Annotated in this window: 8 protein-coding genes; all 8 read right to left on the bottom strand. The window is 56.4% G+C overall.

Features of this window, described 5'->3' with window-relative positions:
• Positions 1-22 precede the first annotated feature (22 nt).
• Complete coding sequence (locus Mal15_RS17915; protein ID WP_167546892.1) at positions 23-946, bottom strand: ThiF family adenylyltransferase; 924 nt, start codon at positions 944-946, stop codon at positions 23-25.
• A gap of 113 nt (positions 947-1,059) precedes the next feature.
• Positions 1,060-2,100 carry a methyltransferase gene (locus tag Mal15_RS17910; RefSeq protein WP_167546891.1) on the bottom strand — a complete coding sequence of 347 codons (1,041 nt, stop codon included), beginning with the start codon at positions 2,098-2,100 and terminating at the stop codon, positions 1,060-1,062.
• A gap of 403 nt (positions 2,101-2,503) precedes the next feature.
• Complete coding sequence (locus tag Mal15_RS17905; RefSeq protein WP_147869021.1) at positions 2,504-3,472, bottom strand: fatty acid desaturase family protein; 969 nt, start codon at positions 3,470-3,472, stop codon at positions 2,504-2,506.
• Positions 3,473-3,667: 195 nt separating this feature from the next.
• The gene (locus tag Mal15_RS17900; RefSeq protein WP_261344639.1) at positions 3,668-6,142 is read right to left on the bottom strand and encodes an acyltransferase family protein; all 2,475 of its coding nucleotides are present in this window, start codon (positions 6,140-6,142) and stop codon (positions 3,668-3,670) included.
• Between the two features lie 55 nt (positions 6,143-6,197).
• Positions 6,198-7,577, bottom strand: a complete 1,380-nt coding sequence (locus Mal15_RS17895) for an O-antigen ligase family protein (protein WP_147869019.1) — start codon at positions 7,575-7,577, stop codon at positions 6,198-6,200.
• 16 nt (positions 7,578-7,593) lie between these two features.
• Positions 7,594-8,586: a polysaccharide deacetylase family protein gene (locus tag Mal15_RS17890; protein WP_147869018.1), complete on the bottom strand. Its 993-nt coding sequence runs from the start codon at positions 8,584-8,586 to the stop codon at positions 7,594-7,596.
• Between the two features lie 3 nt (positions 8,587-8,589).
• On the bottom strand, positions 8,590-9,786 hold the full coding sequence (locus tag Mal15_RS17885; RefSeq protein WP_147869017.1) for a glycosyltransferase family 2 protein: 1,197 nt from the start codon (positions 9,784-9,786) through the stop codon (positions 8,590-8,592).
• Between the two features lie 52 nt (positions 9,787-9,838).
• Positions 9,839-10,999 (bottom strand): glycosyltransferase family 2 protein, encoded by a 1,161-nt coding sequence (locus Mal15_RS17880; RefSeq protein WP_147869016.1) that lies wholly within the window; start codon positions 10,997-10,999, stop codon positions 9,839-9,841.
• Between the last annotated feature and the right edge of the window lie 331 nt (positions 11,000-11,330).

Below are 11,330 nucleotides of genomic sequence, written 5' to 3'. Positions count from 1 at the left end.
CGTCCGAGGTCAACATGCTTTCCTAAGTCGTGCTTCCGTAGCCGGCATTGATCATTCGTTGCCGTAAGATGCGACGTTTGATCCTTTGGATCGGGTTGCGATTCCCCATCGGGATCCATCCCTTTCGATGGATGTATCGATAGGCGTCGAATTGGTTATAGCACGGAGCTGCTCTGACCTTTCCTCTGCCGAGTAGAATCTTGACCGCCTCCACTCCCACGACGCCACTCGCTAGTCGGCAAGCTGCAGAAACCGATGGCGCGGAACCTGAGTTGTAATCGATATAGGAGTAATCAAAGTAAGGAAGGTGGGTCGGACGCGGAGCCAGGCCAACCGCCATCGCGGCGAATTGGTCGGCCGGAGTCATTCCGTCCTTGAGATCAAAGTAGGAATCAAAACTCATCCCATTCGGATCAAACGCCAACCAGATGGTACTAAATCCGACGGGGCCGGCCGTGATCGCCCAAATTCCCCTGGCATGCGCCTCTCGAAACAACATCCGACGAGCGTCAAAGGCGAAAAAGTCGAGAGAGTCCACGACTAAATCCACGCCTTCCAGGAAGGTGCCGATGTTCTCCTCGCTGACAAAACCGTTCAACGCATCGATTTCGGCTTCCGGATTGACTGCCTGGGCCGAGGCCGCGAGAACCTCGACTTTGGGGCGACCGATGTTTTCACGCAACGCGCCGAATTGACGATTGAAGTTGCCGACGTTGAAACTGTCGGCATCGGCGACACGAAACTTGCCGACCCCCATCCTCGCAAGCGTCATGAGATTCAGCCCGCCGACACCGCCCATTCCCGGGATTGCGACACGACATTGGCGAATCCGCTGCTGTTCTTCGGGGGATATCAGCCCGCGGTTTCTGCAAAACGCGTCGTCGTAGTCCCAAACCAAATCGTTACTGGCCTCATTTGAGGAGGATTGCTGATTAGATTCGGTCACGATCGTTGGCTCCGTGTCGGAAACAAACTGCGGACGTGCAGGCGAAGTCGTACCAGGGCTCGAAATTTGCATTTGCGGACAATTCATGTCGTAGCGGTGTGTGAGCTTCCGTCCTATTTCTTGGCGATGAACACGCCGTGATCGACCGGCAATCCGTCAATTCGCGACAACCCCGTGAATCCAGCCTCCCGAAACCACGCTTCGTAATCTGACCACGCGTACAGCATGCCCTCGCCGGTTGCGATAGCCAAAAAGTAGGGTGATCCGAGTGCCGTACTCATTGGACCGCTCTCGTCGTCATGCCCCATCATGTTGAAAATGATCGCCTTTCCGCCGGCTGGAAGCGCATCGTACGTCTTTTTCAGAATCTCGATGTTCTTCTCCGGCGTGTAAATCGTAAACATGTGGCAATAGATGATTGCGTCAATCCCGTCGGGATAGGGCGTCGAAAACATGTTTCCTTCGACCGTGTCAATCCGCTCGGTCAAACCGGCGCTCTCGATATTTTTGCGGGCGATGGCGCAGATCGTGTCGGAATCAAAGACGGTCACATTGAGATGCGGAAACTTTTTCGCAAACGCAATCGCGTTTGTTCCGTCGCCGCCGCCGACGTCCATCAAGTGCTTAGAATCGGTAAGGTCGACCACATCGACGAGTTTTCGATTCGCCTGGCGAGAAAGGCTAGACATTGCGTCTTGGAAGACCTTCTCGATTTCAGGATGGTTCTGGAGACGTTGGTAAAGCGTGTTGCCGTCACCCGGAAAATGACGCAGCCCGACGTTTTTTCCTTCCTTCAACGATGGCAGGAAGTCTGCGAGGCCTGGGTAGCAAATGTGATTCTGCCAACCGAGTACGCCGAGGATGTTGTCCTCCTTGTCACGCACCAGGTGCTCTTCGCTGACATCAGCGTTTGAATATCCGTCGCCCTGCTTTTTCAAAAGTCCTAGCGCGGTGAGGCCGACCAGAAGTATCCGCGCCGGCTGGGCTTTCAAATCCAACTCGCTGGCGATTTGATCGACGGTTAGCCCAGGAGTTTTCGATAGTTTCGAAAACAGGTCCAGCTCGGCTCCAGCCCAAAGTAGCTGAAACGCCGCATGGCCTTGGCCGATCAACATCAATCTATCGAAATCGCTGAGAATCGAAGTGGCATGCATGAATTTGGTCCCGTGTGAGTGTTGACTTAAACGCCGCTCGACCGATCTGTATTGAGGGCGAAAAGGCATGCGTATCGATGAAATATAGGCGATTGTTAAGAAAAAAAATGGATTTCTGGAAAACACGTAGAGAATCGAAAGTGAATCTTCCACTTTGAAAACGGTCGTCGGGTTCGGCAGGAAACTCCCTTCGTATCGCGGCTCAGCCGCCCGCGGCATCATTGGGGGCGACGCGAAACCGACGAAGTACGAGGGTATCGGCCTGACCGCCGTCGCCCGACATTTTGTCGGGCGTTCCAGATAGAATGGCAAGGAAGAATGAGGCGAGTGCGGAAGATGGGCCGATTGTGGTGGATGGGTGGATCCGGAGGTTGTCCAGCCTCGCCCCTTGGTCCCGGCTTCGCTACTCGGTCAGCGTGCCCAGCGAGGGTGGAGCCGAGCGCAGCGATTTGACCATGCTCTCCAAGCTCCGAACCGGAGGGAATCCGTCTCCGCTCAAGATCTCACGTGCATGCGCCAGATTCCAACTCGGAACGCGCTGACGCAAGACGTCCCAAGTAAAGTGATGTTCCCAGTGGCACCACGTCTGGTGCGGAAGAAACAAGAAGCGTTGCCACCACTTTGCGCTGATTCGTTGAGTCGGGTCGTCTGCCCCTTGTTCAACAACATGCTCGGTCCAAATCCGAATTCGAAATGACATCCAAAAGGTTGTTCCCAATGCCAAGAACCAGACCAACGCGACCCACCATAAGCCCATAAAGTACAGCCCGATGACCCAAGCCACTTGATAAAGCTTCGGGATCACGAAATCAATCAATCGCCTGGGTGCCATCAGGACGCCAATCGCGTACGCCGAGTGTGGCACCCCTCCGCCAAACAAGTCAAGGACGCAAATGACCGCATCTTTGACCGGTTGAAGCGGCAATTTCCAATGACGAAGAAACGGCGAAGGGTGAAGCTTGTGCTTCAATTCTGGATCGTCTTTCGTTCCGACGTGGCGATGGTGTGAAAAGTGGAACCTTCGGTAGGGACGCAAAGCAATCCCGAGAAACCAAAACGAGAACAGTCCGGTGATCAGATCGTTCCTGCGGCGGTTCGAAGAAACCGCCAGATGTGCACCTTCGTGCGCCATCAATCCGATCCCGTGCTGCCGCGCACCAATGACAATCAGGCACGCGAGCCATCCGGGGATCGAAACGATCAGAGGCGCATCGATCAACAGCCACATCGCAACGAACGCGGCAACGATCCAAAACCAGTCGAACGCGATGCACAGAAACCACCGCATGGCGTTCGGTTTTGCCAGAGGTTCAATCTCGGCTTTCAGCTGCTGTAGTTCGACTGAAGACTGTTTCTGAAGGTTGACAATCACGTGCTGGAATCCCCCAATTTGCGTGGTTTGACACCGCCAGTCTCAATCTAGCTTACCGTTTGCGGATGTGCAAAGTCGAATCCTGTTGGTCCTCGTCTGGGGCGCGGGCGTCTGGTTTCTCTGGAAAACGGGAAGCCGTCACTCAGCGAGTTGAACCGCGTGTCGTTGAGCGATCGACCGCGGGGGTACCAACGGTTATTGACGCATGCTGCTCAATAGACGTTTTCGAGTCGGCAGCTCGATCCAGTGATAGGCAAGTTCGCTCGCGACGTACGCCACCAAAATTGCCAGCATTGCAAACGCAAGTGGAAACTCAACGACATTGACCGATGTTCGATGAAACCCCAAGATGATTCCCTTCATGATCGGAAGATGCATCAAGTAGAAACCGTAGGAAACCCTTCCCAATCTTCGTAGCGGAAATGCTTCGAGCACTCGTGCGGCCCAGACCCCACGTGGAACGGCAACAACGAGTATTGCCAACGCCGCCGGAATCCAGGGAAACCCATAACGTCCACCCGGCAGGTACAGTGGTTTTAACCACTGCGTGGCGCTAAACAGCAGCACGCAAAGTCCGCAACAAACCACCAGCACGTCCGCGATGTAGGAAGCCGTGGCAGTTTTCCGCACGTGAATCCAAGCCGCGACGACACCAAGAGTGAAGATCATCAAGTGGGCAGGAAGGCTGTGCTGCAAACACTTGGCATTTGCCCCCAGCCAATCAGCGCTCCATTGGTCCGAAGGTTCGACGAACGTGCATGCGGTCACAATAGCCTGAGACACAACGCCGAGAACGACAAAGGTCGCGACCAAAACAATCCCCGTCGGGCGATTGATCGCACGCAAGAAAGCGATGATCAGCACAAATAGAAAGTAAAACTGAATGATCGGGGCAAGAGCCCAAAAGGGGGCACTGATGCTGTATAGCGTTTGAGAGAAAAAATTGTGCATGAATCCCGCATGGAGCATGACATCGGCAACATGCTTGGGGTGGGTGTAGTAGCCACCGAGAACGGCGATTCCCACAAGGCAGCACCAATAAATTGGCAGGATCCTGCCCACCCGTTTCCAAAAAAACTGTTTCAACGAAAGATCTGACCAACCGCGTCGGGCACTCCGCAAGACCGGGACCGAAAGCAGCATCCCGCTCAGGATCATGAACACCGCAACACCCGTATTGCCGTTGGTTAACAGAAGCCCCACGTCAAACGGTCCGACATTCCCATCGACACCAGTGAGTTGCTGCCAGTGGACGCCAAACACGGCCAGACACGCGATCGCCCGAAGACCATCCATGCCAGGTAGATATTCCGCTTTGGCGGCCGGATCGACGCCGCGGGGCGACAATTCGCGACGTTGGCTCGCTGTGTCTTGCAATCTCCGTGACGAACCGAGGACCGATCGGGCAACCAGGTAACCTGCCACTCCGCCCAGCAAACGGGCGCAGAATCCGAATCCGGCTCCGACATGATTGGCTTCAAAGGCTTGTCCAAGCTCGATCACACCCGCGGCAACAACGACCACAAGGATTGCAACAATGCTCGCTAGCCGTTGCACCGTGCGATGTCTGATGGTTTTTGCACCCACCCCCACCAATCCGCCAAGGATCGATGACAAGACTGCTGTTCGCGCGATGTTGAAGATCGCTCGCAGATTGGATCCGCGGTAGTCTGCGAACGGATTGGACTTGAGATCGGAGACGATGGTGCGGATTTCGTCCGAATCATGCGTGAATTGATACGGGTACCAAGAGATCGCGGCGATCACAACGAAGTAGCACGTTGCCAAAAACCACCACAACGCCGGGTCGCTAATCCATTTCTTCTCCCAAGCCAAAGCCGACGTTTGATTCTCGTGACGTTCGTAAACAACGGCCAGCTGCAACCCGATCACGACTCCTGCCGCCACAAACAATGCATCAGTCGCCGTCGCGACGCGACCGTGGATGAAGACCTGCAACAGTTCAATCCCGAATCCGATTGCGAGCGCTGTGAGCGCGCGTGTGGCCAGGCTGAGGGGGCGTTCGAACCGAGAAATCAGCCACCCTCCGGCCCACATTCCGAGTGGGACTCCCAAACCGATACTCACGACACCCTGATAGATCAACGCCGGAATCGATGCGTTTTCGGAAATCAGCGGCACGAACCGAATGCCTCCCTTGGCCCATTTTCGGGCAAGATCCACTGGCGACGTGATGACGGCGAACGGCATCAGTGACCAGACCACAACACCGGCCGACACCAGCGCAACAAGTGATTGGAATCGTGCATGACGCGACGGCGCCGTTTGCAGTCTGCCCAGGATTTGCGACAGCCGAGGTCCAGTCCCAAACCACAACGCAATCGCGCCGATCGTCCCGATCAGTTGTGCAATCAAGTCCCGACGGGACGGAACACGTTGGCCGAACCAGAATTGACCGAGTTCGCAAACAACGCTCATGGCGATCGAGATCGCAAGTACGAACGCTACTCTAGCCACCGCGGTTTCCCACCGTACCTTCCGTCGGTGAGTTGCTCCGAGCAGACAAAACCCAAGCGGCATTCCCAATAACACGTTCGCCACAAAGTCGGATCTTGAGAGCCGGCCCGATTGCGGTGCCAAAAGCTGCTGCCATGCGACATCAAAATCCGCGGCATGAAACTCGAACGGCGCCCAAGAACCAATCACCATTCCGGCCGCGGAGATCGCCGCCAAGACTGCAAAGACTCGGTACGCCGCTCGATACTCAGCCATTGGATACGTGCGCCGACGGGTTTCGTTTTGGTTCTATCTCATCGCCCTTGCGGCGAAGTGCACCCAAAGCCAATGCGAGTCCGAGCAACCAAAACATTCGTATGTCGTCGTGCCGCGAAACTGCGAGCGCGCCGACGAACATCGCAAGCAAGCTGGCCAACACCGCCAAAGAAACGCCACTGACCCATGGTGCATCGCTGCGGAAGCCGCCAAAGCAGGCCAGCAACGCGAGCCCCCAAACCAACAACCACAAGACCGCGCCGATGATTCCCTGTTCGTCCAATATCTCCAAAACGCTATTGTGGGTTGCTCTCCATCGAGACAACTCGAGTTCCTGGGACATGTTCTGACCACCACGCCCCGGGCCGGATCCGAAAACAAGATGACCGGCCGGTGCCTGCAGCGTGGTTTCCCAAAATTCCAGACGCGATTTCAGGGTCGGCGTCTCCCATCCGGCATCAATCCACTGCTGAATCCTTGGCCGAAGCGGTGAAGAAAATGCAAACAGACCTGCGACAGCCAACATCAAAATGACAACCGCAGCTCGTTTGGCAGTACGCATACTCGCGATCAGCAAACAGGCTAAACCGACCAGCAGACCGACATTCGCTCCTCGGTTTGCCGTCGCGATCGACACCAGGCTGCAGCAAGCCGCCAGGGCGGACACCAGAATCATCGCCGGCCAGCGCTGGCAGATTGCCAGGCCGGCAAACAAACAGGCCATCGGTGCCATCACAAACGCAACATCGGAAGCATTTTCAAATTGCGGAACTTGCAACAACAGCAACGCAAGTCCTGCGACGGCAGCGGAAGCCATCCATCGCAACGATCGGACGTTGGTGAAAAATGCATAGCCTGCCAGTAACACGACCAGCGATTCAATCATTCGCAGGACGTGATGTTTCGGACCCGGTACCGAGTCGCTGGTCAAACGGGCGATCCCCTCACAAAGCAAACTCCACAGGAACATTGCCGCCACCACTCGCGGCCAGACGTGCCTGCCATTCCACGCGTTTTGCAATCGCTGGCGAACCGGCGGTGAGATCAACATGCCCGCGCCGCACAAGATGACCACCGCGGTTTGAAATCCGCTGGTCCACGCCCATTCCAGTTCCGCACTGTAGCGGCGAATTCCGAACGTAACGAGCGTGATGGCGACCATGCCACTGGCCGGATACCAACACGACAGCGACGCCAGTCCAAACGCGACCGCACCAAACAGGATGGCCTCCCACGGCGGCTGATAACCTTCCTCAACCCATCCCACACTGCCTTCATGCGCCGCAGGGATCGACGCCTGGTAAAGCAGCATGACGACACACAACGCCAAGATCGCCAGGTGAATACCACGTGCCATCGCAATGCGTTTCATGCCGTCTCCCACTCCCTCATTGTCCAGGACCGCACTCAACTAACGTCGAGTTTCGCGCGCCCAGGTCGTTAAGACAATAGTGAAAGACCGTGTTCAGCCGGTTGTAGAAATCGTCCAGATCGCGTTCGTTCCGCACGTAAGGTGAGAACCCCGGAACCAACGACGAACTGTGAAACATCAACATCAGAATCGGGTAGCCACGCTGCTGATAGGATCGGGCCAATCGCATCATCTGCCTCGCATTGCTCTGCTCGGGGCTCATTTTCACGCGGGTCGCAAGGCCCAGCCGATCCAGAATTCCAACCATTCGCAATCGACGAAGCAAGGGGCGGTGGGCCTGCGAACGCAACCAACCGGCCAATTCGAACCACCGATGAGTGAACCCGACGGTGACGGGGACTTCGTACAACTGGCCGGATCGATGCGGCTCGATCAAGTCGTCACCGCCGACGTGATAGGGAGCCATCGGTGCACGGCGAAAATCAGGGCCGCCCGCCGGCGTGTAGTCGGTCAGTGGAATCACGCTAGAATCCACCAGGTAACCCAACTCTTGCAAGATCCGTGCGCCATGAATGTCCAGGCCGTATCGGCCGGCACGAAACGAGCGCGGACGTCGCCCAAAACGTGATTCGATCATGTCGGTCAGCCAAGCAATTTTCTCTCGCTGCAGTTGCTCGGGCAAATTGCAAAGGTAAGAGTTTCTTGGCGAACGCTCTTCCGACGTCGGAGGATTATTCCAGGGGTGAACGTGCGTCCCGATCTCCGCTCGATCGTCATCTTGAATCGGTCTCAAGATACCCACCGCCTCGTCGGATTGGACGACCGGTGCGTCGATCAAATAGGTTGGACGCACGCCATGTCGATCGCAGAGTTCCTGGAATCGCGGTACGCCTCGGATATTGGTGACTTCACCGGTTAACGGATAGTCGCCCGACCACAGACCCTCCTCCTCGGTATCAATCGTGACGACCAATCGCAACTCGTTGTGCTCGGCGGAGGGCGGGTTCACGATTCACTCCGGACTAACATTGTTGACTTCGCGAGCCGTCCGTTGCCACCGGGCGTTGGGATGACCGAACACTCCTTTGCATGTCCCGTATGCCATCGCGATCTGGCTCATCGAAAAATAGAACGGCACCGCAAACAACGTCAGACGTCGCAGCGTGACCGAAACGGCGCCGATGATCGACAAGATGCCTATCACGAACAAGAGCGATGCGATCGCCCGATAATAGCCATCGGAGATCGCCAAAACCGACAGTGCCGCAATGGCAATCAGGATGATGAATGGTGAAAGCCAACGGAGCAGTTTGTGCGAAATAAAGGTGAGCAGTTCGACGGGTTGTGAAATCGACGGGAACTGACGTCGCAACACGATTTGGGCCGCGCCGGTGCTCAGTCGAACACGTCGATTGAATTCGGTCGTCGCAGCCTCGGTCGCGCTCTCGGTCGCGATCGCGGCCGGTTCGTACACGATTCGTTTTCCGCTGCGAATCACTCCCATGGAAACCGTAAAATCATCCAGGATCGTATTCTCGTCCAGCGACTCAAACAACTCTCGACGGATGACATACATGCCTCCGTCAACACCCATCATCGATCCGATTCGCGATTCGCCGCGATGAATGCTGCGCTCGATGCGATAATAGAGTGATTCTGCCGCACCGAAACTCGATTTTTCGCTGTCCAGCCGGACATCGCCGCTGACCGCCCCGACGTCTTTCTGGATGAAGTGCTTCACCATTCTAAGCAGCGCATCGGGAGCGAACATCACGTTGGCGTCGCACAAACAAACCAGCTCGGTGTTGGCATCGGCAACCGCATCGCTGATCACGCTGGCCTTACCGCGGCGGACGGGAAAGGCCAACACCCGAATCCGTTCCGATTCGTAGGCTTTCGCAAGATCAGCGGTCGCGTCATCCACTCCGTCACAAGCGACGATGATTCTCAAAAGCTGGTCCGGGTATTCCAGCTTCAACGAATTGTCCAGCTTGGATTCGATGACCGATTGCTCGTTGTGTGCCGGGATCACCAGCGTGACACTCGGTAGCTCGGAACTCGACTCGCTGCCGTTGCCGCTCGGTTGACGTTCGCGCTTGCCGGCCCGATTTCCGATCACACTCATCGCGATCGGAAACAGTGCGTACACGTACACCAGCGCCAACGCACAGCAGGCCAAGACAAGTTGCAGAACTTGGTGATACGTCATTCAATCGGCGTCCGTTTGCCGTGTCTTCATCGGATAGGCCCCTTCGCTCCCGCTACGATTTCGATATCTCGGTCCGCTGTGGCGTCCAAGTCGAGAACTTTCGGCCCAGAAAAATATTGATGATGCCCAACCCGGCCGCCACGTTCGACAAACAGAAAAAGTAACACAGATAGATGAGCTTGAACTCGCCGACCTTGGGGATCAGCCGCGCCACCGCAAGCAGGTAAAAGGCGATCTGCACGACCAGTGTCAACTGAAAGAACGTCGATCCGCTTGCCGCCAGCGCTGTGCTGGTCGCCAAGCAACCGATCAGGAAAACCGGTGCCAGCCAGCGAACAACTTTGTGACAGATCAACTGCCAGGCAAACACCCCTACTTTCAGCGGATTCATCGCACCGGGGGCACGCGTCAAGGCACGGAAGCTGCGATTGACGATCCGCACCTTGCGTTTGAACTCTCCACCGAAGCTGGGTGCCGCCTCTTCATAACAGACGGCTTCGGGATCAAACAGGCCCCGGTACCCGGCGACCACGATGCGAAGCGGAATCAGGAAATCATTGATGTCATCTTTCTGAAGCGGAGAGAACAGCTCTCGCCGCATCGCCATGATCGCTCCATCACCTCCGACCACACTGCTCAGACGACTTTCCCAGCACTTCAGCCGGATTTCAAAGTCCCAGTACGCGCTCTCCGACTTCGAAGCCGCGCCGTCGCCTTGGTGATATCGCTGGTGGCCGACGACGTAACCGACCTTGGGGTCGGAAAAGTGTCTGACCAGTTTGGCGACGGCATCGGGCTGGTACACCGAATTAGCGTCGCTGAAAACAATCACATCGCCGTTGCACCGGGGGACAAACTTCGTCAGTGCCGCCGACTTGCCCTCACGCGGAACTTGGCGGAACAACTTGACCGATCGCCCGGCGAACTCCCTGACGATCTCGTCCGTTCCGTCGTCCGATTCGTCCGAAATCACGATCACTTCCAGCAGTTCGGACGGGTAGTCAAGGGCACACGCGTTTTCCAGTTTTTCGCGAATGACCGCCGCCTCGTTGTAGGCGCTGATCACCACACTGGCGCGCGGCGTCGCGGAGCCCGGTTCATGTGGCTGACGCAAACGCGAAAGCAGAAAGAGCGACGCCGGGTAAACCACGTACGGCGTGATCACCCCCAAAACGCACACCCAAAATACGACGCTCAAGAAGACAGTCATCATCGAGCTGTTAGCCAAGAACCGGACATGCGGCACAAGAGGGGGAATCGCCAATCAGCGGAATAGACGGCTCGTTGGAGAATTCGACCCGCATACCATAATCCAAACCCGGATCAATGTATACCGCCGCCCGCCCCCCCGTTGGCTGGTGGTTGCAGCGATCGCCGAAGCGACATTCGAGCGAGGCTTCCTGTCGGAACGAGCGTTTTGCTGAGAAGCCTATGCTGCGTATTCAGGGGGCGATCAAGATCGGCCTGCCCCCATCCCTAGTATTGCGCCGCAGCTTAATTTGCGGGTAGCCGAAGCGTTCGGAGAGTCGCCGTGTTCTCCGAAC

It is taken from the genome of Stieleria maiorica, from assembly GCF_008035925.1.
In the GTDB taxonomy this organism is placed as follows: Bacteria; Planctomycetota; Planctomycetia; order Pirellulales; family Pirellulaceae; genus Stieleria; species Stieleria maiorica.
This window is presented reverse-complemented; position numbering and strand designations above follow the sequence as displayed.